The organism is Ochrobactrum sp. A-1 (genome assembly GCF_022488005.1).
GTDB lineage: Bacteria > Pseudomonadota > Alphaproteobacteria > Rhizobiales > Rhizobiaceae > Brucella.
Genome location: NZ_JAKVQC010000003.1, coordinates 1,415,354 through 1,437,203, shown reverse-complemented (window position 1 = coordinate 1,437,203; position 21,850 = coordinate 1,415,354). Strand labels below are relative to the sequence as shown.

Here is a 21,850-nt window from a genome sequence, read left to right as displayed (position 1 = left end):
GAAAACCATCTAAACGAAAGATATAGAGGCTATATCCTACCGCTCTCCAAGTCGTTCTTATGGACGGTCATAAATTTTCTGCATTGCTAACATAAGTTAATGACACGATTATTTCCCGATAGCAATATTTACCCCAGTCAAGGTTACAGGTCTATCCAGGCAAGCGCAGGAAATTGTTCGTCTCTGACGAAAGTAATAGTTGGATGCATAAACATAGAGCAACTTGAGTAGCGCCGGGAGTATCACATGTTGGAGACAAGAGGGGATAGCCTTTGGGCTGCTTCGGAGAATATGGGCGATAGGGGCAACGCCGCCAGCATTGAAGCAGCGCGCGGACGGCGCATGTTGCTCGTGTGCAAGAGCAATCTTGAACGACAGTGCCTTTATAACGGGCTTGTGCTGAATGGCCTCAAGCTTCCCGTGGAGACACAAGCGGCGATCGAGATCGCAGATCCGACAGACGATATTGCTGTTGTTCTTATCAATATAGGTTCGAAGCGCCTCGCCGATCCGTTCTTCTCGGAAAAGTTGCAGGCTGTGATCGAGCTCTGGCGTCCGGTGCCGGTCGTTTTCCTTGCCGAGCGCGAGGAATGGGCACAGGTTGTGCGTGCTATGGAAATCGGCGCTCGCGGCTATATTCCCACTTCGGTTGACATCAAGGTTTGCGTAGAGGCCATCCATCTTGCCACGGCTGGCGGCATGTATGTGCCTGCTTCCATGGTTTTCCAGACGGCACCGACTGACATTGACGACGATGTTCTGGGTGAGTTGCTCACAGCGCGCGAGATCGAAGTCGTCCATGCCATCCGGATTGGTAAATCGAACAAGATCATCGCTTTCGAACTCGGTATGAGCGAAGGCACGGTCAAGGCACACGTCCATAATATCATGAAGAAGATCGGTGCTGCGAACCGCACGGAAGTCGCTTGCAAGCTGCATCGCATGTATGGTGAGAAGTTCGATCTCGATTGAACTCTCCGGGTTTCGTTTTAAAGCGCATCCCGAAAAGTGTGAAACGGTTTTCGGAAGGATGAGCGTAAAGACAAATGATTAGAGCGCCGATCTGATCCAATCAGATCGAAAAACGCTCCAATTCAATGCCGTTTGCACGAAAAAAGGGCGAACAAGTAGTCCGCCTCTTTCGAATATGAGAGAGTATTCTTTTTATTGGGCTTGCATTTAGTCATGCTGGCGATGTTCGTTGCCTTCTGAACCCCAATTTCACACTTGGCCTGCTACGCAATAACGCTACTCATTTCCCCGCATTATAATGCCTGAATCAAGCAGCCCGATTATTTTGTTTTATGTTTGCATTGAGCAGGGACGAACGTGCCAAACTCATTCTTTCATGCCTCATATCTCTCGTTTTACTTCAGTCTTTTGTGTTCAAGAGATGATTACAAGAATACGCCAGTTTGGAATCTTATGAATATAGATATTCGATCCACATTTAACGAATAGGTTTATGACGATCAGAGCAATATGCCCAAAGTGATGATTGAGATTTGGAAATTGATCAGTGAAATACGTCTTTGGTCAGAAAATTAAACGAAGGTTTTATTTGGATTTATAATCTCCTTTTGGTGGTGCCGAGTGGCGGCGATAGAAGTCGAAAATTGCTGAAAAGCGAATGCTATTCGAAGCTATTCGAACTGAAATGGTTGCTTTCTATTGAAAAACCGCGAAATTACCCGAACGCAATCAGAATAATGCCAGCTCCGGGATAAAAATGCAGCTCACCCCCCGTCACAATGCAATTCTTGAGCTCGCTCGCAAGCAAGGGCAGGTTCTGGTGGATGATCTTGCTGCGGCTTTTGAAGTGACGCCGCAGACGGTACGCAAGGATTTGAACGATCTTTGCCGCGCCCGGATGCTGCGTCGTATCCATGGAGGCGCGCTCTATCCGTCCGGCGTGGAGAACATGGAATATGAAGCGCGCCGCCGCATCGCCGCGCACGAAAAGGAATCGATCGGACGCGCTGCTGCAGAAATCATTCCGGACGGCGCCTCCCTGTTCATCAATATCGGCACCACGACTGAAGCCGTCAGTCAGGCACTGGTTGACCATAACAATCTGATGGTTATCACCAATAACATCAATGTTGCCAATACGTTGCGCGTTCATCCCTCGATAGAGGTGGTTGTTGCAGGCGGTGTCGTTCGTCCGTCCGACGGGGGGATCGTCGGCGAAGCAGCCGTTGATTTCATCCGGCAGTTCAAGGTCGACTATGCGATTATCGGCGCTTCTGCCATGGATGAAGACGGAGCTCTCCTGGATTTCGATTTCCGCGAAGTGAAAGTGGCGCAAGCCATTATCGCCAATGCCCGGAACGTTATTCTCGTCACCGATTCCACAAAACTGGAACGGACCGCGCCGGTGCGTATCGGACACATATCGCAGATCGATACGTTCATTACGGATCACTGCCCGTCGAACCAGTTGCGGGAATTGTGCCGTGAAAACGAGGTCGAACTGATCGAAACCCTTGGAGAGAGCGAGACGGACGAAAAACGAACGTAGGTTCGTTTCATTTTCGGTTTGCTTTCGTATTAAATGAATTATATTCGCTTTGGTTTTCGGAGACTGGTCTTCGGGGTTCGCCATGGCGCAAGAGAAACTATTCGATATTTTTGTAATCGGCGGCGGCATTAACGGCTGCGGTATCGCGCGTGATGCGGTTGGCCGGGGATTTTCAGTTGGCCTTGCCGAAATGAACGATCTGGCAAGCGGCACCTCGTCGCGAGCAACCAAGCTTATTCATGGGGGCTTGCGCTATCTGGAGCACTACGAATTTCGTCTGGTGCGAGAGGCGCTGATGGAGCGCGAGGTGTTGTGGGCCAACGCACCGCACATCATTCACCCGATGCGGTTTGTGCTGCCTTATCATAAGGGCGGAATGCGCCCAGCATGGTTGTTGAGGCTCGGATTGTTTCTCTATGACCATTTGGGCGGGCGTAAAAAGCTTCCTGCAACGCGTACACTCGATATGCGCTCCGACCCGGCAGCGCAGCCCCTGAAGCCGCTTTTTACAAAGGCGTTCGAATATTCCGATTGCTGGGTCGATGACGCACGTTTCGTCGCTTTGACCGCTAGGGATGCAGCAGATCGCGGTGCGATGATCCGAACCCGCACAAAAGTCGTGGCGGCGCGCCGTGACAGGGAATACTGGACCATTACGCTGGAAGATACCGGTACACATGAGCGCGAGGAAGTTAGGGCTCGCCTGCTGGTCAATGCTGCCGGCCCGTGGGCCGACAAGGTCCTGCAAGGTGTCGAAGGAGATCGACAGCTTCACAATGTCCGACTTGTTCAGGGCAGCCATATTGTGGTGCGCAAGAAGTTCTCCGATCCCCGATCCTATTTCTTCCAGAACAATGATGGGCGCATCATCTTTGCCATTCCCTATGAGGACGACTTTACACTGATCGGCACGACCGATCAGGATTATCAGGGTGACCCGGCCAAGGTCGCGATCACCGATGGCGAGACCGACTATCTTTGCGCGGCAGCCAGCGAATATTTCAAGGAGCCGGTCAATCGCTCGGATATTGTCTGGACCTATTCCGGTGTGCGCCCGCTTTATGATGACGGCGCAAGCAAGGCACAGGAAGCGACCCGCGATTATGTGCTGAAAGAAGATGCGCCGGATGGGCTTGTTCCTCTGATTAACGTCTTTGGCGGCAAGCTGACTACGGCGCGGCGGCTTGCCGAACATATGCTGGAGAAGATCGAGCATCGGTTAGGCAGAAAGGGGACGCCGTGGACCCATGCTGCACCCTTGCCCGGCGGTGATTTCGTGGATGTCGAGTTCGAACGTGAGCTGCAAAAGGTGGCTGCCGCATATTCTTTCCTGACACCTGCTCATGCGCGGCGTCTGTTCCGACAATATGGAACGCGTATTCATGTTCTGCTTGGAGAAGCCGTTTCACTTGCCGACCTCGGACAGCATTTTGGTGCCGATCTTTATGAAGCCGAAGTGCGGTATCTGCTCGCTAATGAATGGGCAGTGAGCGCCGAGGATATTTTGTGGCGGCGTACGAAACTTGGTCTTCGGCTTAATGCGGCGGATGTTTCCTCGCTTGAGGAATATCTGAAGCCAGCACGCGTCGCCTAAGCTCTCTCAATCTTTAGCCGCACTTGCCAGTTGTGTTTTGAGCAGTCATTATTCTCCCATACAGCGGGTTCCAGCCTTCCTGGGAGGAAAAGATGGGCACACCGCAAGACCTAACGCATGCTGATCGGATTCAGTCCGCAATCATGACAGCCGGTGGCGCTGCCAGATCGGCTCTGGTCGCCTCATGGCGGCGCTCGGCGGAACTGCATGGGCTTGATCCTGCCGAACTGGGGTCTGTGCGCACCCTTTCCGACGGTGAGTTCAGGACCGCTCATCAACGTATCGAACGCCTTGTCAGCATAGCGCAAGCCAGTATGGACCGCCTTTATCTGGCCGTTGGCGGGGTCGGTTGTTGTGTGCTTCTGGCCGATAGCGAGGGTGTGCCGGTCGAACGTCGTGGCGCACCGGGCGATGACGATACCTTCTATCGCTGGGGGCTTTGGACCGGTGCGGTCTGGAGCGAACAGAGCGAAGGTACGAATGGGATCGGCACCTGCATTGTCGAACAGCGTCCGCTGACAATTCATCGCGACCAGCATTTTCACACGCGTAATATCGGGCTTTCCTGTACGGTCGCCCCGATCCACGATCATCAGGGGCGCCTGATGGCAGCGCTTGATGTTTCGTCATGCCGCGCCGATCTGACAGAGGCTTTTGCGCAGCTCATATCTGTCGCTGTAATCGATGCTGCCCGGCGCATCGAGGCTGAAAATTTCCGTCAGGCTTTTCCCGAGGCTCGTATCATGCTGGCGCCAAGCCCCGACAGAACCGGCGGCGCACTGATCGCGGTCGACAAGGATGACCTGGTCATCGGCGCAACGCGTGCGGCGCGTCTGGCAATGGGGCTTGACGATGCCGCTCTTGCGGTTCCGTTGCCCGCAGCCGATCTTCTCGGCTGGCATGCCGATCCACGTGAAGATATGGCGGAGTCGGAGCGGAGTGTTATTTTGCGCGCTCTTGCGCGTGCAGAAGGGAATATTTCAGCCGCTGCCGGGCTTTTGGGCATCAGTCGCGCCACGCTTCACCGCAAGCTCAATCGCCTGAAGATCATTCGTCCGCACTAATCAGCAATAAGCGGGCGCAACTGTCTCAATATTGCGACACATAACCTTGCGAGCTTGAATGCGCGGGATGACTCTTTCGCACTGCCGCGCGATCCTCACGCATGAAACGCTGTAGGAGCAGCGTGGTTTTGGGAGGAATGTCATGAACAAGGTTGAATTCAGCCGGACCGTGAAGCCGGCTTTCGCAAAACGCTACGGAAATTTCATCGGGGGCAAATGGGTCGAGCCTAAATCGGGCCGCTATTTCGAAAACACTTCGCCAGTTAACGGTCAGGTGCTTTGCGAAGTAGCCCGTTCGGACGCCGCAGATGTTGAAGCGGCTCTCGATGCAGCGCATGCCGCCAAGGATGCCTGGGGCAAGACGAGTGCGGCGGAACGCGCGCTCATCCTCAATCGCATTGCAGACCGGATTGAGGAAAATCTGCCTGCGCTCGCTGCTGCGGAAACCTGGGACAACGGCAAGCCAATCCGCGAAACCACCGCTGCCGATCTTCCCCTGGCCATCGACCATTTCCGCTATTTTGCAGGCGTCATCCGCGCCCAGGAAGGTGGCATTTCCGAAATCGACCACGACACGGTCGCTTATCACTTCCATGAACCGCTCGGCGTTGTCGGCCAGATCATCCCGTGGAACTTTCCACTGCTGATGGCGACATGGAAGCTTGCTCCGGCCCTTGCGGCGGGCAACTGCGTGGTTCTGAAACCGGCTGAACAGACACCGGCATCGATCCTCGTGCTTATGGAACTGATCGGTGATCTTCTTCCGCCCGGTGTGATCAATGTCGTCAACGGGTTTGGCCTTGAGGCGGGCAAACCACTTGCATCCAGCCCGCGCATCGCGAAAATCGCCTTCACCGGCGAAACGACGACGGGTAGACTGATCATGCAATATGCCAGTCAGAACCTCATTCCGGTTACGCTGGAACTCGGAGGCAAGTCGCCGAATATCTTCTTCAAGGATGTTGCTGCGGAAGATGACGACTTCCTCGACAAGGCCATCGAAGGCTTTGTCATGTTCGCTCTCAACCAGGGCGAAGTCTGCACCTGTCCGAGCCGCGCACTCATCCATGAATCGATCTACGACAAGTTCATGGAAAAGGCGCTGAAGCGCGTGGATGCGATTGTGCAGGGCGATCCACTTGATCCTGCCACGATGATCGGCGCGCAGGCCTCCAGCGAACAGCTCGAGAAGATCCTGAGCTATCTCGACATCGGCCGTCAGGAAGGTGCTGAAGTGCTGGCAGGTGGCGAGCGCAATATTCTGCCAGGCGATCTGGCTGGCGGTTACTACGTCAAGCCGACCGTATTCAAGGGCACCAACAAGATGCGTGTTTTCCAGGAGGAAATCTTCGGACCCGTCGTGTCCGTTGCTACCTTCAAGGACGATGCCGAGGCGCTATCGATTGCCAACGATACGCTTTACGGTCTCGGTGCCGGTATCTGGACCCGCGACGGGACACGCGCCTATCGCTTCGGTCGCGCCATTCAGGCCGGTCGTGTGTGGACCAATTGCTACCACGCCTATCCGGCCCATGCTGCATTCGGCGGTTACAAGCAATCGGGTATCGGTCGCGAAAACCATCTGAAAATGCTGGACCACTATCAGAACACCAAGAATATGCTGGTGAGCTATAGCCCGAAGAAACTGGGTTTCTTCTAACCAAAGTTGAACCCGCAACCGCAATACGGAGAAAAATCTTCGTATTGCGCTCAATCAAGGGGCGGAGCCGTTCTTCATGTCAGTATCGCGTCGAGCATAACGGTTTCCAATACCCTCCCAAGGGGGCCTGGGCGGAAACGCCCGGGCGACCTTTTTCTGGAGCGCATCCCGAAAAGTGTGAAACGGTTCTCGGACGAGATGCGCGTCAAAACAAACAGTTAGAGCGCCAATCTGATTCAATCAGATCGAAACGCGCTCTAATGCCTCCGTAAAGCATTCAGTTTTCGACATTCATTTCTTCCCTCCCCCAGGAAGCCTGCTCAGTTCGACAACGAAGGAGAAACTTCATGGCAAAGACAATGAAAGCCGCCGTGGTGCGGGCATTCGGAAAGCCGCTGACGATCGATGAAGTGCCAGTTCCTGAGCCCGGTCCGGGGCAGATACAGGTTGCCATCCATGCGTCAGGCGTTTGCCATACCGATCTGCATGCAGCCGAAGGCGACTGGCCTGTGAAGCCCAATCCGCCATTCATTCCGGGGCATGAAGGCGTCGGTTATGTTTCGGCTGTGGGGCGTGGTGTCAAACATGTGAAGGAAGGCGACCGCGTCGGCGTTCCATGGCTTTACACTGCATGCGGACACTGCCGTCATTGTCTGGGCGGATGGGAAACGCTCTGCGAGGAACAGCTTAATACAGGCTATTCGGTCAATGGTGGTTTTGCCGAATATGTCGTGGCCGACCCGAATTTTGTCGGACATTTGCCGAAGAACATTGATTTCAACGAAATCGCGCCGGTTCTCTGTGCTGGCGTGACGGTTTACAAGGGCCTCAAGGTAACCGACACCAAGCCCGGAGACTGGGTTGTGATCTCCGGTGTTGGTGGTCTTGGTCATATGGCGGTGCAATATGCCAAGGCAATGGGGCTTAACGTTGCCGCTGTCGACATCGATGACAGAAAGCTCGATCTGGCCCGCAAGCTTGGTGCGACGGTAACCGTCAATGCCAAGACGCATAACGATCCTGCGGCCTATATCAAAAAAGAAACCGATGGCGGCGCGCAGGGCGTGCTGGTTACGGCGGTTTCGCCGATTGCCTTCGAACAGGCCCTGGGCATGGTATCGCGGGGCGGCACTGTATCGCTGAATGGTCTGCCGCCCGGCGATTTCCCGCTCTCAATATTCAACATGGTGCTGAACGGCGTTACCGTGCGCGGCTCAATCGTCGGTACGCGGCTCGATTTGCAGGAGTCGCTGGATTTTGCAGCCGACGGCAAGGTCAAGGCCACCATCCGCACAGAGAAGCTCGAAGATATCAATTCCATCTTCGATGATATGCGCCAAGGCAATATCGAAGGTCGCGTGGTCATGGACCTGACTCAATAGGCCGGTTGGGCTAATATAAGAGAGGGCGGTGAATTTCCGCCCTTTCGTATCATGGAGGAGGATATGGTTGAGGTAGCTTCCGGCGACGGCAAGGGTCAGGTTAGCGCCACGGCGGCAGCGCTTGATCTCATCCGTGAACTGCAGGCCGAATATGGGCCGATCATGTTTCACCAGTCCGGCGGTTGCTGCGACGGGTCATCACCGATGTGCTATCCCCAAGGCGAATTCATTGTCGGTGACACGGACGTAAAACTGGGTGAAATCGGTGGCGCGCCGGTCTATATTAGCGGCCCACAATATGAGGCATGGAAACATACCGAACTCATCATCGATGTCGTGCCGGGGCGCGGCGGCATGTTCTCGCTCGACAATGGGCGCGAGGTTCGGTTTCTGACGCGCTCGCGCGTCTGTTCGGTTCCCTGATTTCTCTTTTCGTTTCCCGGCAAAGCGGCTAGTTAGGACGGAGAGGGAGGGAGACGATCCAACATGGCCGCTGCAGGAAAACGAGCAACCATTCATGATGTGGCACGCCTTGCCGGTGTGTCAATCAAGACAGTTTCACGCGTCTATAATGACGAACCGAATGTGCGCGAAGCCATTCGCGAAAAAGTCAGGCAGGCGGGGAGCGAGCTGCGTTACCGTCCCAATGCTGCAGCCCGCAATCTTGTTGAGCGGCGTTCTCACCTGATTGGTCTTTTCTTCGAGAACCCAAGCGCCAGCTATGTCACCGAACTGCAGATGGGCGCGCTGGAACGGCTGCGCGACACGCGATACCGGTTGCTGATTTTCCCTGTCGAAAATCGTGAAGATATCCGCGGCGCGCTGATTGAAACGGCGCATGCTTCCGGTCTCGATGGCATCATCGTGACGCCGCCCATGTCGGACGATCCGGAAATTCTGGCCGAACTGACAGCTTCGGCAATGCCATTTGCCCGTGTCGCAGGCGACGTTAATGTGCACCCGACCGACAGCGTTACAATCGATGACGAGGCGGCTGCCGTCGATCTGATGGAGTATCTTCTGAAACTCGGTCATCGCCGGATTGCGATCGTCATTGGCGATCCAACCCATCGTTCGGCAGAGCTGCGCCTCGCAGGCTATCGCCGCGCATTGGAAAAGGCGGGAATCGAAAGCAATCCTGATTATGAGGTGCAAGGCGGATTCAGTTTTTCGAGCGGTCTCACTGCCGGAAAGAAGCTGCTATCGCTCGAAGAGCCGCCGACTGCCGTGTTTGCCTCAAACGACGATATGGCCGCAGCCGTCATGCAGATCGCCTATGATCGTAACATTGCGATACCTGACCAGCTAACGGTAGTCGGCTTCGATGACAGCGCGATTGCCAGCATGGTTTCGCCGCAGATCACCACCGTGTGCCAGCCGATTTTCGAGATGACCCGCGATGCGGCGGACATGCTTCTCAACCAGATCGAAACCGGTCATGCATCGGCTTCCCGACGGATCGACTACAAGCTCATCATCCGCCAATCGTCAGGCAAGGTTCCCGCCTGACACTGCAGGTCAGCTTTGTGAATGCGGGCCGGGGAAGAACCGCTCGCGGGCAAAATTGCTGCCGAAGATCATGTCATATTGCAGCATCTGATAATCGCGCAGGAGTGGCGGGAATGGCGGCCTTTGTTGCCAGCCTTCTTCGGCTTTCTCCGACCGGTCGAAAATTGCATGATTATCGACGACCCGGTATTGCTCATGCAACTGACGCAGGAAGCCTGTGTAGTAGGGGTGCTGCATACCCGCCATGTCCAGAATGTGCAGCGGCAGGAAGGCAGGGCTGATCGTGCCGGTTCCCCGCTCGGCGCCGCGCTTGTTTGACCAGAGAACAAGCGGCGTTTCGTGCTGCAACATCATATCGGCGGCAGGTGCCGTACGGCTTGCGACGCGGTTTGTCATAAATCCGGTCTCGACATAGACGGGGCCAAGTGGAGGCAGATGGTCGCCGAAGAAGACGAGAATGGTTTCCCGGTCGCGCTTCGATGCCCATTCCATCAACCGTGCAAGGCTCGCATCGGCATCCATCGCGCCTTGCGAATAGGAACGGATCGACTGGCGCGTATGTTCGCTGGCGTCAGTCTGCACCTCAAGTTTGGAATCCGGGTAACGATTGGCTTCGTAAGGGCCATGTCCCTGCAGCGAGACGGCAAAGAAGAAGAATGGCGCATCCATGGAATCTGCTTCGCGGATGATTTCATCGGTCAAGGCAGCGTCGGAAGCCAGTGCGCCGCGCTTTTCCAGCGGCGGCATGTTTTCTTCCGACATGAACCGGTCGAAGCCCATGCTTTCATAAACGGGGCCGCGGTTCCAGAACCATTGGCGATAGGGGTGGATGGCCCGTGTCGCATAACCCTGATCCTTGAAGAAGCTTGCAAGCGAGGGAAGGGGACGGCGGACATATTGCTGATAAGGGATACTGCCAGAGGGCAGGAAGGCTTTGGAAAACCCGGTCAGAGCCTCGAACTCGACATTGGCAGTCATGCCACCGAATTCCGGCGAGAAGACATGACCGGATTGTTCGGCACGAACTGTCGGGATCGGATCGGCGCTGAAAGCCACGCCCGGAAGGCGCGTCGGATCCCAAAAGGATTCGCTCATCACCATAATGACGTCAGGCTTGCTGGTATCGAAGGCAGCAGGGATCAACTGTGCTGGCGGTTCGATGGCGGCAATTGCTTCCGAAGAATAGCCTTCCGGAGCGAAGACGGTAGCCATCGGCACATTCAGGATGAAGGCCATGGTAAAGCCGTTATGGGCGTAGTTTTCCTTCTGATCCCACATGATCGGCAGAATACGCAGACGGTCGCGCGCGAGCGAAAAACTGGCATAGTCAGAAATCACCGCGAACCAGGCGAGTAATGGTAGCGCAAAGGCAAGACGCAGCATCCGCCCCTTCCACGGGATTGGATCGAAGCGCCGCCACCAGAACAATGTCACGGTTATCATCACTGCTGCCGAAGCAATGAGAAGCAGGGCTATGCCGACCGCGCTCCACGGGCGGTCACGCACCAGAAGCGGCAGGAGATCGACGATCTGACGGGCGTAGAGAAAGTCGCTCGGATAAAGCGGGTCGCCGAGATAAAGGCTCTTTTCGCGTGCGGTTGTGGCCGCAATCAGCGCCAGCGGGCCAATCACGAAGAAGCCATAGTGAATCCGTCCGAAAATGGCGTCGCTCGCCGTCAGCACGACGACAAAGAGCGCAACCGTCGTCCATGCAGGCTTATGCGGCGTGCGGAAGAACTGCATCGTGTCGGTGAATGAGCCGCGCACGATCCATTCGACAGCGAAAACCAGCAGCGTCGAAAGCACGATGGAAGCAAGCGTAATTGCTGCGAGGCGCAGCGGCCAGGCAATACGGGCAGGCCCGAAAATCGCGGCATCGCTCCAGCGACGCGCTGCGGTATTTTCCATCACACCCGGCATGTTTTACTCACCAACTCCCGAACTTCCACAAAAAGCCTGTCACATTTCTGTCATGGAAATGTCAAGGCACGCTTGGGCCGCGAGTGATACGCACCGTGATCTGAATGGATGATGAATGGAGCATTTAAAATGAGAACAGGGCCGGAATTGATCCAGCCCTGTTCATGGCTATATAGGAGATTGGATTACGAAAAGACGTCTTCCAGTCCCTTGGTCAGTTCCAGCGCCTGCCGTTCGAACAGACGGCGGTAGATGCCGCCCGGCTTGCGGATCAGCGCGTCGTGGTCGCCTTCTTCAAGGATCTTGCCCTTGTCGAAGACCAGCAGCCGGTCAAGTGCACGGACCGTCGAAAGTCGGTGCGCAATGACAAGCGTTGTACGACCCACCATCAGCCGTTCCATTGCCTGCTGGATCAGCACTTCCGATTCTGAATCGAGGCTCGATGTGGCTTCATCCAGAATAAGGATCGGTGCATCTGCCAGAAATGCACGGGCAATAGCGACACGCTGACGCTCGCCGCCCGAAAGCTTCACGCCACGTTCACCGACAAGCGTTGCATAGCCTTTCGGCAGGCGGCTGATGAAGTCATGCGCGCTTGCAAGGCGTGCAGCTTCCTCGATCTCCGCCTGTGTCGCGCCGGGGCGGGCATAGGCGATGTTCTCGGCCAGCGTCCGGTGAAACAGGATTGGCTCCTGCTGCACGATGGCAATCTGCGATCTGAGCGATGCCTGTGTGACTTCGGCGATGTTCTGTCCGTCAATACGGATCGCGCCGCCGCTGACGTCGTAAAGCCGCTGGATCAGCTTGACGAATGTCGTCTTGCCCGAGCCAGAATGGCCAACCAGACCAACCCGTTCGCCAGCTTCGATCTTGACCGAAAAGTCGCGATAGAGAGCGGCTTCGTGGTTGCCATAGTGGAAAGTGACGTGATCGAACGTGATCTCGCCGTTTCCGATCTTGATCGCCGGTGCGCCTGGCTTGTCGGCAATGCCGTAAGGCTGTGCCTCGATGTCGACCAACTCTTCCATGTCGTTGACCGAACGCTGCAGGTTGCGGATATGCATACCCACGTCGCGCAAATAGCCTTGCAGCATGAAGAAAGCTGTCAGGACGAAGGTGATATCACCCGCCGTGGCCTTGCCCTGGCTCCAAAGATAGAGCGCAAAGGCGATAACCACGCCACGCATCACCAGCAGGTTCGCACCCTGAATGAAGCCATTCAGCGTACCGATCAGCCATGTGCGGCGTGTGCGACCGCGCCACTTGGAAACGACCTTTGCAAGACGCACATCTTCACGGCTTTCCGCGCCAAATGCCTTGACAACCGCATTGCACGAAATGGCATCGGCCAAAGCGCCACCCATACGCGTGTCCCAGCTATTGGCAAGCGTTGCCGCAGGCGCAACAAAGCCAAGCGAGATCACGATCGTGCAGACGATGAAAAGCACCGACCCGATTGCAACCAGCAGCCCCATCAGCGGCCAGTACCACGATAGAAGCACCACGGAGCCAACCAGCATCAGGATTGACGGCAACAGCGCCACGATCAGCGTATCGTTGAGCAGGTCGAGGGCCCACATGGCGCGCGAGACCTTGCGCACCGTCGATCCGGCAAAGGCATTGGCATGCCAGTCGGTCGAAAAGCGCTGCAGCTTGCGGAACGAGCTTGCTGCCATGTCGCTCATGATCTTCAAGGTGAAGTCCGTGATGACATAGAAGGTCAACTGACGCGTGATCAGCGCCAGCGCACCCAGCGCAAGCAGGACGATCAGGGCATGAATGGCGGCATCCCACCCACTGTCGCCGCCAAGCGACAATGCGTCCACCAGCCGACCGGAATAGAGCGGCGTCAGAACATCTGCGGCTGTTGCAAGCAGCATACCGATTATCATCAGCGTCAGTCGCAAGGGCTGACTTCGCCAATGGCCGAAAGTGTAGCCGAGGACATTGCGGAAGGCAGGTCCCCGGAAATCGATGCGAAACCGAGTCATATCTATAATACCAGGCCGGGTTTAAACGGACTCTGGTTCCTGTAAAAATATTTCCAGCAAAAGTGCGAAGCGTTTTTGCGTCGGACAATGCGTGAAAACAAAGACAAAACAAACAGCCGGTGACGGCTGCGGCAAATTTGGAAGTTGTTAGGAATATGCCCTTTTAGGGAGGGCGTTCAGGCCTCAGCCTGCAATGCGGGCCAAAGACTTAAAGCTTGGACGCGCCCGCATTAACACTGGGCACCATGGGGAATGGGTAATAGACACGCATCTCATACCTCTTGCCAGTGTTGCAGATGGTTGCACAATAAATGAGCAAAAATTTTTGCCAAGGCGCAAAATGACGAATTTTCTATCCAGCCATTTGACTGTGACAAATTTGCAAGCCTTGTTTTAAGGGGCGCTGATCCAGCTTTCAGCCCTTTGCCGAACGGATATTTTCACTTTTTCCGTTACAGGACAGCTCCGGCCTTGCAATTCTGCCGCTCATGGGTGAAGGGTCGTCCTGAGATATATCAGAGCCGTGCGGCGCACAGGGAGAGTTCATGACAGTTCATCAAAATCTGATTGCGGGCGAATGGGTCGGCGGCGACGGGATCGCCAACATCAATCCTTCGGACACCAATGATGTCGTTGGAACCTATGCGCGGGCAACTGCCGAAGACACCAAGGCAGCCATTGCCGCTGCAAAGGCCGCTTTCCCGGCCTGGTCGCGTTCCGGCATTCTGGAGCGCCATGCCATCCTGCGCAAAACTGCCGATGAAATCCTGGCACGCAAGGACGAGCTTGGCCGTCTCCTGTCTCGCGAGGAAGGCAAGACGCTGGCCGAAGGCATCGGCGAAACCATCCGCGCCAGCCAGATTTTCGATTTCTTCGCAGGCGAAGCCCTGCGTCTGGCGGGCGAGGTTCTGCCTTCTGCCCGTCCGGGTATCGGTGTGGAAATCACCCGTGAGCCGGTTGGCGTCGTCGGCATCATCACGCCATGGAATTTCCCGATTGCCATCCCGGCCTGGAAGATCGCTCCGGCACTTTGCTACGGCAACACGATCGTGTTCAAACCGGCCGACCTCGTGCCGGGCTGCTCCTGGGCGATTGTCGATATCCTACATCGTGCGGGATTGCCCAAGGGCGTTCTCAACCTCGTCATGGGCAAGGGCTCGGTCGTCGGCCAGACCATTCTGGACAGTGCGGACGTTCAGGCCGTCACCTTCACCGGCTCGACCGGTACGGGCAAGCGCGTTGCGGCGGCATCCATCGAGCACAACCGCCGCTTCCAGCTCGAAATGGGCGGCAAGAACCCGGTCGTCGTCCTTGATGACGCCGATCTCGATGTCGCGGTCGAGTCCGTCGTCAATTCGTCCTTCTTCTCGACTGGCCAGCGTTGCACTGCGTCTTCACGTATCATCGTGACCGAAGGCATTCACGACAAGTTTGTCGCTGCTGCGATTGAAAAGCTGAAAAGCGTCGTGGTTGACAATGCCCTGAAGCAGGGCACGCATATCGGTCCGGTCGTGGATGAAAGCCAGCTTCAGCAGGACATGGATTATATCGAGATCGGCCGCAAGGAAGGCGCAAAGCTTGCTTTTGGCGGCGAACGTTTGAACCGCGAAACACCGGGCTTCTATCTCCAGCCAGCACTCTTTACCGAAGCCACCAACCAGATGCGCATCAGCCGCGAGGAAATCTTTGGCCCGGTCGCTTCGGTCATCCGCGTCAAGAATTATGAAGAAGCGCTTGCTACCGCCAACGATACGAGCTTCGGCCTGTCGTCGGGCATCTGCACGACGAGCCTGAAATATGCCACGCATTTCAAGCGCAATTCGGAAGCGGGCATGGTGATGGTCAATCTGCCGACCGCGGGTGTCGATTTCCATGTACCGTTCGGCGGGCGCAAGGGTTCGAGCTACGGTCCGCGCGAGCAGGGCCGCTATGCCGCCGAGTTCTACACCACCGTCAAGACAGCCTATACGCTGGCCTGATTGTTGTGTGAGTGAATGCAAAAAAACCGGCGGTTTCCCCGCCGGTTTTTTTATGCGGCTTTTCGCGGCCAGGCGGCAAGCTTGCGGGCGAAATGCGACACCGTGCCATGCAGCAGCATGGTGAAGGCCGCCAGCACGAACAGGCAGGCGAACATCAGATCCACTTTGGCGCGTCCATTGGCGAGCAGCATCAGATAGCCGAGGCCCTTCGATGCACCGACCCATTCGCCTACCACCGCGCCGATGGGCGCATAGACGGCGGCGAGGCTCAAGCCCGACGCCAGCGAAGGAAAGGCGGATGGGATGCGGATGCGAAAGAGGATCGCCATGCGTCCGGCCCCCAGAATTTCCGCCGCGTCGATCAGGCTCGTTTCGGTGCGACGCATACCGTCGAAGAAGGTCGAAACGACGGGAAAGAAGATCATCAGCACTGTGACCGCGATCTTCGACGCCGGTCCATAGCCAAGCCACAAAGTCAAAATGGGGGCGAGCGCGAAGATGGGGATCGCCTGACTGAAAACCATGGCGGGCATGACAAGCCGCTGCGCCAGCGGCGACATCATCAGTCCGATGGCTGTGGCGATGCCGACCGAGCTGCCAAGGAGGAGGCCGCCCAACACCTCACCGATAGTGGCGGCGGCGTTCTCGGCAATCAGCCCGGCGTTGCCGATCAGTGACTGCACCACATCCAGCGGGCCGGGCAGGATGAAGCGCGGCATCTGGCCGATGCTCACCACCGCCTGCCAGATGGCAAGCGCTATGGCAGCCGACAGCAAGCCGTCGGCAGCGCGCTTTTTCCGGCTTCGGTTCGGGAGTGCTTCGTTCACTATCCGGCCTTCAAACCCATAGACCAGAAATTGGCTTCGAGCCTGCTTGCGGTGGCAAAAATCTGGCAGAGCTTTGGCCAGCGCGGGCTTTTCTCGAAGTTGTCGCCGATACGGTCCTTTGCGGCCTGATCGAACAGTTTGCCGACCGTGTGGCACATGTCCTGATATTCAGGCCCCGCATAGGTGTCGATCCACTCCTGATAAGGCGTACCGGGCAGGGCGGTCACGGCAAGGTTCAGGCCGATTTCGCCATAACCATGCGCGCAGGGCACGAGCGCTGTCAGCAGGTCGAGAAAGTCGCCCGCCTGTCCGCAATCGAGCACATAGCGCGTATAAGCGAGGTTTTCCGGCTCTTCCTTCGTTGCATAAAGCTCGTCTTCGCTGATCCCTTCACGGGCGCAGATGCCGACATGAAGTGGCAGTTCCGTCACAGCCAGACCATGCATGATCTGGGCGCAAAGCCTAGTTTCCTGTAATGTATTGGCCTTGACGACGCCAAGCGCAAAGGCGCGGGCATAGTGGTGCAGATAGACATAATCCTGACGGAGATAATGCAGGAAGGCCGCCTTGGGTAACGTGCCGTCACCCAATCCGCGCACGAATGCATGATCGATATAGGGCTTCCAGTCATCAAGGGTCGCGGCGCGCAGGCGCGTGAACAGTTCGGATGAATAATGCGGCTGTGGCTGGCTCATGACTTGCTCCCTTCCGCGTTGACGTCGATGGCGAATTTCTCGACAGGCAGGATGGAGGGCACCAGATTGTGCTCCTTGAGATAGGCTTCGTAACGCCGCCAGCGGCCATAATCGAGGCTCGCAGGTGCGCGCGAGAAGCGGGCAACCGTGTCCTTCCAGGCGCGCTGGTTCAGCTCGTCCTTCAGTTCCGTGCTGTAGGATGAAAACAGCTCGTAGCCCTTGTCCGGGTGATTGACGATATATTGCGCAGCCTTCTCTGTGGCCGACAGGAAGCGCGAAATCTTGTCCTTTTCCGCCGCGTCCAGTTTGTCGGAAGCTGCGACATAGACCAGCTCGTCATAGACCGGCACGCCTTCTTCCTCGACGAAGAAGCATTTGCCGGGCACGCCTTCGACGGCCATCTGGTTCAATTCGACATTGCGATAAGCGCCCATCACGGCATCGACCTGTTTCGACATCAGCGATGGCGCCAGCGAGAAATTGACGTTGATGAGCTCGACATCCGAGAGTTTGACGCCGTGCTGGCCGAGAATGGTGCCGAGCAATGTTTCCTCGGTTCCGGCGACCGAATAGCCGATCTTCTTGCCCTTGAGATCGGCGATGGAATTCACCGATCCATCGTCGCGGGTCATCAGGCAGTTGAGCGGCGAGTCGATCAGCGTGCCGACGCGGATAAGCGGCAGGCCTTCATGCACCTGAAGATGCACCTGCTGCTGATAGGAAATGGCGAGGTCGGCCTGTCCTGCCGCCACCATCTTGGTGGGCGTTGATGCATCGGCGGGCGCGACGATATCCACCTCCAGCCCGGCATCCTTGAAATAGCCGAGCTTGTCGGCGACGATGATGGGACCGTGATCGGGGTTCACATACCAGTCGAGAATGAGCTTGAGCTTGTCGTCGGCGTGAGCCGAAGTGGCAGTGGTGAAAGCGAGGCCGAACAGGGCGGCGAAGGCAATCTTTTTCATGGGGTCTGCTCCAGAGCTTTTCCGGCGAACGCGCGCGTGGTTTCAATCCATTGGCGCAAGCGGCTTTCGGGGTCGGCATTGAGGGTGATGTCGGTGACGACGGAAACGATATCGGCACCCGCTTCGAAAACGCCCGGTGCGCGCTCGACGCTCATGCCGCCGATCCCAACCAGCGGAATATCGCCGATCCGTGCTTTCCATTGTCCAAGACGGGGCAGGCCCTGCTCGTGCCATTTCATCTTTTTTAAAATGGTCGGATAGATGGGGCCGAGCGCAATATAGTCGGGCTTGACCGACAAAGCGCGGTCGAGTTCGGCTTCGTCATGGCTGGAAACGCCGAGCTTCAGGCCGCCCGCGCGAATGGCGTCGAGATCGGCATCGTCGAGATCTTCCTGTCCGAGATGGATGAAGTCGCAGCCTTCCTCCAGCGCCAGCTTCCAGTAGTCGTTGACGATGAGCTGGCAGTCATGTGCAAGGCAGATTTCCCGTGCGGCGCGGATTTCACTGCGCAGTTCGGGCTCGCTCTTATCCTTGACGCGTAATTGCACCAGCTTGACGCCGAGAGGCACCATGCGTTCAAGCCATTTGGCGCTGTCGAAAATCGGGTAAAACGGATCGAGGGCCATCACAAAAATGCCTTTCCGAGAAGGGGAGTAGAGGGGGCGGCCATGTCGCGCGCTTCGATGGCGTCCGCTTCGAAAGCGAGCCGCCCGGCTTCGATGGCGAGCGCGAAACCGCGCGCCATGGCCACCGGATCGCCAGCCTTGGCAACGGCGGTGTTGATGAGCACGGCGTCATAGCCCAGTTCCATCGCCGCCGCCGCGTGGGACGGCACGCCGATGCCGGCATCGACAACAAGCGGAATATCGGGGAAATGCGCCCGCATGGTTTTCAGCGCATAAGGATTGTTGAGGCCACGGCCCGAGCCGATGGGCGCACCCCAGGGCATCAGCACCTTGCAACCGGCCTCGATCAGCTTTTCCGCGACGACAAGATCGTCATTCATATAGGGAAAGACCTCAAAGCCATCGTCGCAGAGCGTGCGTGCTGCTTCGACCAGACCGAACGGGTCAGGCTGCAACGTGTCGTGATCGCCGATCACCTCCAGCTTGATCCAGTTGGTGCCGAAGATTTCGCGTGCCATCCGGGCGGTGGTCACTGCTTCGCGCGACGTGTGGCAGCCTGCCGTGTTGGGCAGAACGGCCACGCCCAGCTCCCGGATCAGCGCCCAGAAGTCCTGTCCGGCGCGGGCCTCGCCGCTTTCGCGACGCAGCGACACGGTAACGATTCCGGCCTGCGAGGCGCGCACCGCATCGGCAAGAATAGCGGGCGATGGATATTGCGCCGTGCCGAGCAGCAGGCGGCTTTCAAACGTTTTTCCGTAGAATTCGAGCATCTCAGCCTCCCTGCATCGGGGCCAGAACTTCGATGCGGTCGCCAGGCGACAGGAGCGTGGCTGCGCGTTCGTCGCTGGCCACGAATTCGCCGTTCAGCGCGGTTGCAACAACCGCTTCATCCAGCTCGATCTCGGTGAGCAGCGCCGCCAGATTGGCGGCTGCCGTGGTGATGACCTCACCGTTCAGCACGATTGTCATGCGTAGTCCTCCACAAATTCTGGCATAGGTTCCGGCGCATCTTCCGGCATGGTCGCGCTCGCAACCGCCATGCGCGCTATCGCCGGCGAAAGCAGGAAGCCGTGGCGGTAAAGCCCGTTGACATAGATGGTTTTGCCACGCCGTCTCACGCGGGGCAGATTGTCGGGAAATGCGGGGCGCGCATCGACGCCCGTTTCGAGAATTTCCGCCTCGCCGAAGGCTGGATGCAGCGCATAGGCGGCGCTTAAAAGTTCCAGCGTCGAGCGCACGCTGATGCCGGATCGCTCGCCGCTTTCGATCATCGTCGCGCCGATCATGTGCACGCCGTCGCCGCGCGGCACGATGTAGAGCGGAATACGCGGATGCAGGAGGCGCACGGGCCGCTTGAGATTGATGTCGCGTGAGCGGACAACCAGCATCTCACCCTTGACGCCGCGCAGGTCCTGCAACTGATCACGCGCTGCAAGACCGCGCGCATCGACGGTCATGTCGGCCTCGATTTTTACGTCTTTCGCATCCTGCCCCAGATGAAAGACCACGCCTTTCTTCTGCAGGTTTTCGGCGAGCTCAATCAGCGTTTTGCGCGGGTTGAGATGGCCTTCGCCTGCAAAGAAAAGTCCTTGCCGAAAACGGCCTGCAAGGTCTGGTTCCAGCGCATCGATCTGCACTTGATCAATGGTGTCGAATGCCTCCGTCCTGCGGGCAAAGCGACGAAGTTCGGTCGCATCGCGTGTGTGCGAGAGCACAAGCGTACCCTTGCGATGGACTGTCGAAACGTGCCGTTCCCACCAGCCAATCGCTTCCTGCCCCAGGCGAACGACCGGTTCTTCCGCGCTCTCGCCCTCGCACCATGGGGCAAGCATTCCACCCGCAAACCACGAGCAACTGTCGGACCCGATTTCCACGCTCTTGGCAATCACGGTGACGGCGTGGCCCTGATCGGTGAATTCGGCGGCGGTGGCCAATCCGGCAACGCCCGCGCCGATAATGGTAACGCGCATCAGACGGTCTCCCCTGTAGTTGTGTTCCAGAGGTTGTGGAAATGATGCACCGGCCCATGGCCGTGACCGACTTTCAATGTATCGGCGGCACGGATTGCGCCTTGCAGATAGGTATGTGCCGTTTGCAGTGCCTGTTCGAGCGGCAGGTTTTTTGCCAGTTGCGCCGCGATGGCCGAAGAGAGCGTACAGCCTGTGCCATGCGTGTTGGCAGTCAGGATGCGCGGCGCTTCGAGGCGCAGGGTGGGCTGGTCACGGCGGATCAGCAGATCGACGCAGATTTTGCCTTCCGCATGACCGCCCTTCATCAATACGGCTTTCGCGCCCATTTCGAGCAGAGCGCGGCCCTGTTCCTCGGCTTGGCCGTCGTTGCGTGCCGTATCGCAATCGAGCAGACAGGCAGCTTCGGGCCGGTTCGGGGTGAGAAGCGTGGCCTGCGGCAACAGTTTCCGGCGCAACAGCGCAATGGCGTTTTCGCTCAAAAGCCGGTCGCCGGATTTTGCCACCATGACGGGGTCGAGCACGATGGGCCCGGAAAAATGCGCAAGGCCGCGCGCGATGGCCTCGATGGTTTCCGGCACCGAAACCATGCCGATCTTCACCGCCGCGACATTGAGATCGCTGAATACGGCGTCGATCTGCCCGGCGACGATGTCTGCCGGGACATCGTGTACGGCGCTGACGGTGCGCGTGTTCTGCACAGTGACGGCGGCAATGACGCTGGCGCCATAGACGCCGAGCGCGGAGAATGTCTTGAGATCGGCCTGAATGCCAGCACCGCCGCCGCTGTCGGAACCGGCGATGGTCACGCATATCGGTATCGGCGACGCCCGGTCGCTTGTCGATGTTGTTCGGGAGAAACTGTGTTTTTGGTCCATATGTCGTCTCTCATTCCGAACGGAAGATGAGACGCCATGAACATGAGCGGAGCCTGAGCTCCATTGGGGAATATTCCCGGTCCGCGACGCGCCAAACTCCGTTCCCTACGCAGGTATTACCCGGATCAGGTTCAATGGGTTAACGCGAGAATGCGTCTCTCAGCCTCTTTCGAGACACCCCAACGAATTTTGCATCTGTAGGCATAGGCCGGAAGTTGAAGCTGGTCAAGCGATGGAAAAAGTGTGGCTTAGAAGAAATTCCTTAAATCGAC

General features: G+C 57.1%; 19 protein-coding genes and 1 riboswitch. Of the genes, 9 read left to right on the top strand and 10 right to left on the bottom strand.

From position 1 onward, the window contains the following. The first annotated feature begins 246 nt into the window (after nt 1–246). The 8 genes from MKS82_RS08705 (at nt 247) to MKS82_RS08670 (ending at nt 9,730) form a co-directional block, all read left to right on the top strand. Nucleotides 247–972: a response regulator transcription factor gene (locus tag MKS82_RS08705; RefSeq protein ID WP_109985917.1), complete on the top strand. Its 726-nt coding sequence runs from the start codon at nt 247–249 to the stop codon at nt 970–972. A 757-nt stretch (nt 973–1,729) separates the two neighbouring features. Continuing rightward, complete coding sequence (locus tag MKS82_RS08700; protein WP_109985918.1) at nt 1,730–2,521, top strand: DeoR/GlpR family DNA-binding transcription regulator; 792 nt, start codon at nt 1,730–1,732, stop codon at nt 2,519–2,521. Nucleotides 2,522–2,603: 82 nt separating this feature from the next. Then, complete coding sequence (gene glpD, locus MKS82_RS08695; RefSeq protein ID WP_176037609.1) at nt 2,604–4,115, top strand: glycerol-3-phosphate dehydrogenase; 1,512 nt, start codon at nt 2,604–2,606, stop codon at nt 4,113–4,115. Between the two features lie 92 nt (nt 4,116–4,207). Continuing rightward, on the top strand, nt 4,208–5,179 hold the full coding sequence (locus tag MKS82_RS08690) for a GAF domain-containing protein (protein WP_109985920.1): 972 nt from the start codon (nt 4,208–4,210) through the stop codon (nt 5,177–5,179). A gap of 142 nt (nt 5,180–5,321) precedes the next feature. Next, complete coding sequence (gene adh, locus MKS82_RS08685) at nt 5,322–6,839, top strand: aldehyde dehydrogenase (protein WP_061344875.1); 1,518 nt, start codon at nt 5,322–5,324, stop codon at nt 6,837–6,839. Between the two features lie 347 nt (nt 6,840–7,186). Then, a complete protein-coding gene (gene adhP / locus MKS82_RS08680; RefSeq protein WP_109985921.1) occupies nt 7,187–8,221 on the top strand; it encodes an alcohol dehydrogenase AdhP in 1,035 nt (344 codons plus the stop codon). A 63-nt stretch (nt 8,222–8,284) separates the two neighbouring features. After that, nucleotides 8,285–8,644: a DUF779 domain-containing protein gene (locus tag MKS82_RS08675; protein WP_109985922.1), complete on the top strand. Its 360-nt coding sequence runs from the start codon at nt 8,285–8,287 to the stop codon at nt 8,642–8,644. A gap of 63 nt (nt 8,645–8,707) precedes the next feature. After that, nucleotides 8,708–9,730: a LacI family DNA-binding transcriptional regulator gene (locus tag MKS82_RS08670; protein WP_109985923.1), complete on the top strand. Its 1,023-nt coding sequence runs from the start codon at nt 8,708–8,710 to the stop codon at nt 9,728–9,730. Nucleotides 9,731–9,739: 9 nt separating this feature from the next. Here the strand turns inward: MKS82_RS08670 and MKS82_RS08665 are convergent, their stop codons facing one another. Continuing rightward, nucleotides 9,740–11,650, bottom strand: coding sequence for an LTA synthase family protein (locus tag MKS82_RS08665; protein ID WP_109985924.1), 1,911 nt, complete (start codon nt 11,648–11,650; stop codon nt 9,740–9,742). A gap of 185 nt (nt 11,651–11,835) precedes the next feature. After that, on the bottom strand, nt 11,836–13,641 hold the full coding sequence (locus MKS82_RS08660) for an ABC transporter ATP-binding protein (RefSeq protein WP_109985925.1): 1,806 nt from the start codon (nt 13,639–13,641) through the stop codon (nt 11,836–11,838). A 545-nt stretch (nt 13,642–14,186) separates the two neighbouring features. On the opposite strand from MKS82_RS08660, the gene MKS82_RS08655 reads away from it, so the two are divergent. After that, nucleotides 14,187–15,620 carry an aldehyde dehydrogenase family protein gene (locus MKS82_RS08655; protein ID WP_061344881.1) on the top strand — a complete coding sequence of 478 codons (1,434 nt, stop codon included), beginning with the start codon at nt 14,187–14,189 and terminating at the stop codon, nt 15,618–15,620. Between the two features lie 50 nt (nt 15,621–15,670). Here the strand turns inward: MKS82_RS08655 and MKS82_RS08650 are convergent, their stop codons facing one another. The 8 genes from MKS82_RS08650 to thiD are packed head-to-tail and all read right to left on the bottom strand — an operon-like array spanning nt 15,671 to nt 21,578. Further along, the gene (locus MKS82_RS08650; protein WP_109985926.1) at nt 15,671–16,447 is read right to left on the bottom strand and encodes an ABC transporter permease; all 777 of its coding nucleotides are present in this window, start codon (nt 16,445–16,447) and stop codon (nt 15,671–15,673) included. After that, the gene (tenA, locus tag MKS82_RS08645; protein ID WP_109985927.1) at nt 16,447–17,142 is read right to left on the bottom strand and encodes a thiaminase II; all 696 of its coding nucleotides are present in this window, start codon (nt 17,140–17,142) and stop codon (nt 16,447–16,449) included. The genes MKS82_RS08650 and tenA overlap by 1 nt, the downstream gene beginning before the upstream one ends. Continuing rightward, complete coding sequence (locus tag MKS82_RS08640) at nt 17,139–18,107, bottom strand: ABC transporter substrate-binding protein (protein ID WP_109985928.1); 969 nt, start codon at nt 18,105–18,107, stop codon at nt 17,139–17,141. The genes tenA and MKS82_RS08640 overlap by 4 nt, the downstream gene beginning before the upstream one ends. Continuing rightward, nucleotides 18,104–18,736, bottom strand: a complete 633-nt coding sequence (locus MKS82_RS08635) for a thiamine phosphate synthase (protein ID WP_176037611.1) — start codon at nt 18,734–18,736, stop codon at nt 18,104–18,106. The genes MKS82_RS08640 and MKS82_RS08635 overlap by 4 nt, the downstream gene beginning before the upstream one ends. Continuing rightward, the gene (locus tag MKS82_RS08630) at nt 18,733–19,503 is read right to left on the bottom strand and encodes a thiazole synthase (protein WP_109985930.1); all 771 of its coding nucleotides are present in this window, start codon (nt 19,501–19,503) and stop codon (nt 18,733–18,735) included. Before MKS82_RS08630 ends, MKS82_RS08635 begins: the two co-directional genes overlap by 4 nt. A gap of 1 nt (nt 19,504) precedes the next feature. Further along, the gene (gene thiS, locus MKS82_RS08625) at nt 19,505–19,702 is read right to left on the bottom strand and encodes a sulfur carrier protein ThiS (protein ID WP_109985931.1); all 198 of its coding nucleotides are present in this window, start codon (nt 19,700–19,702) and stop codon (nt 19,505–19,507) included. Then, nucleotides 19,699–20,703 (bottom strand): glycine oxidase ThiO, encoded by a 1,005-nt coding sequence (gene thiO / locus MKS82_RS08620; protein ID WP_109985932.1) that lies wholly within the window; start codon nt 20,701–20,703, stop codon nt 19,699–19,701. The genes thiS and thiO overlap by 4 nt, the downstream gene beginning before the upstream one ends. Next, nucleotides 20,703–21,578, bottom strand: coding sequence for a bifunctional hydroxymethylpyrimidine kinase/phosphomethylpyrimidine kinase (gene thiD, locus MKS82_RS08615; RefSeq protein ID WP_109985933.1), 876 nt, complete (start codon nt 21,576–21,578; stop codon nt 20,703–20,705). The genes thiO and thiD overlap by 1 nt, the downstream gene beginning before the upstream one ends. Nucleotides 21,579–21,663: 85 nt before the next feature. Then, nucleotides 21,664–21,770: riboswitch (TPP riboswitch) on the bottom strand. Nucleotides 21,771–21,850: the final 80 nt, after the last annotated feature.

Bases quoted from the DNA above. Each gene is read 5' to 3' on its own strand.
- MKS82_RS08705 (WP_109985917.1), top strand. From the start codon at position 247: ATGTTGGAGACAAGAGGGGATAGCCTTTGGGCTGCTTCGGAGAATATG.
- MKS82_RS08700 (WP_109985918.1), top strand. From the start codon at position 1,730: ATGCAGCTCACCCCCCGTCACAATGCAATTCTTGAGCTCGCTCGCAAG.
- glpD (WP_176037609.1), top strand. From the start codon at position 2,604: ATGGCGCAAGAGAAACTATTCGATATTTTTGTAATCGGCGGCGGCATT.
- MKS82_RS08690 (WP_109985920.1), top strand. From the start codon at position 4,208: ATGGGCACACCGCAAGACCTAACGCATGCTGATCGGATTCAGTCCGCA.
- adh (WP_061344875.1), top strand. From the start codon at position 5,322: ATGAACAAGGTTGAATTCAGCCGGACCGTGAAGCCGGCTTTCGCAAAA.
- adhP (WP_109985921.1), top strand. From the start codon at position 7,187: ATGGCAAAGACAATGAAAGCCGCCGTGGTGCGGGCATTCGGAAAGCCG.
- MKS82_RS08675 (WP_109985922.1), top strand. From the start codon at position 8,285: ATGGTTGAGGTAGCTTCCGGCGACGGCAAGGGTCAGGTTAGCGCCACG.
- MKS82_RS08670 (WP_109985923.1), top strand. From the start codon at position 8,708: ATGGCCGCTGCAGGAAAACGAGCAACCATTCATGATGTGGCACGCCTT.
- MKS82_RS08665 (WP_109985924.1), bottom strand. From the start codon at position 11,650: ATGCCGGGTGTGATGGAAAATACCGCAGCGCGTCGCTGGAGCGATGCC.
- MKS82_RS08660 (WP_109985925.1), bottom strand. From the start codon at position 13,641: ATGACTCGGTTTCGCATCGATTTCCGGGGACCTGCCTTCCGCAATGTC.
- MKS82_RS08655 (WP_061344881.1), top strand. From the start codon at position 14,187: ATGACAGTTCATCAAAATCTGATTGCGGGCGAATGGGTCGGCGGCGAC.
- tenA (WP_109985927.1), bottom strand. From the start codon at position 17,142: ATGAGCCAGCCACAGCCGCATTATTCATCCGAACTGTTCACGCGCCTG.
- MKS82_RS08640 (WP_109985928.1), bottom strand. From the start codon at position 18,107: ATGAAAAAGATTGCCTTCGCCGCCCTGTTCGGCCTCGCTTTCACCACT.
- MKS82_RS08630 (WP_109985930.1), bottom strand. From the start codon at position 19,503: ATGCTCGAATTCTACGGAAAAACGTTTGAAAGCCGCCTGCTGCTCGGC.
- thiS (WP_109985931.1), bottom strand. From the start codon at position 19,702: ATGACAATCGTGCTGAACGGTGAGGTCATCACCACGGCAGCCGCCAAT.
- thiO (WP_109985932.1), bottom strand. From the start codon at position 20,703: ATGCGCGTTACCATTATCGGCGCGGGCGTTGCCGGATTGGCCACCGCC.
- thiD (WP_109985933.1), bottom strand. From the start codon at position 21,578: ATGGACCAAAAACACAGTTTCTCCCGAACAACATCGACAAGCGACCGG.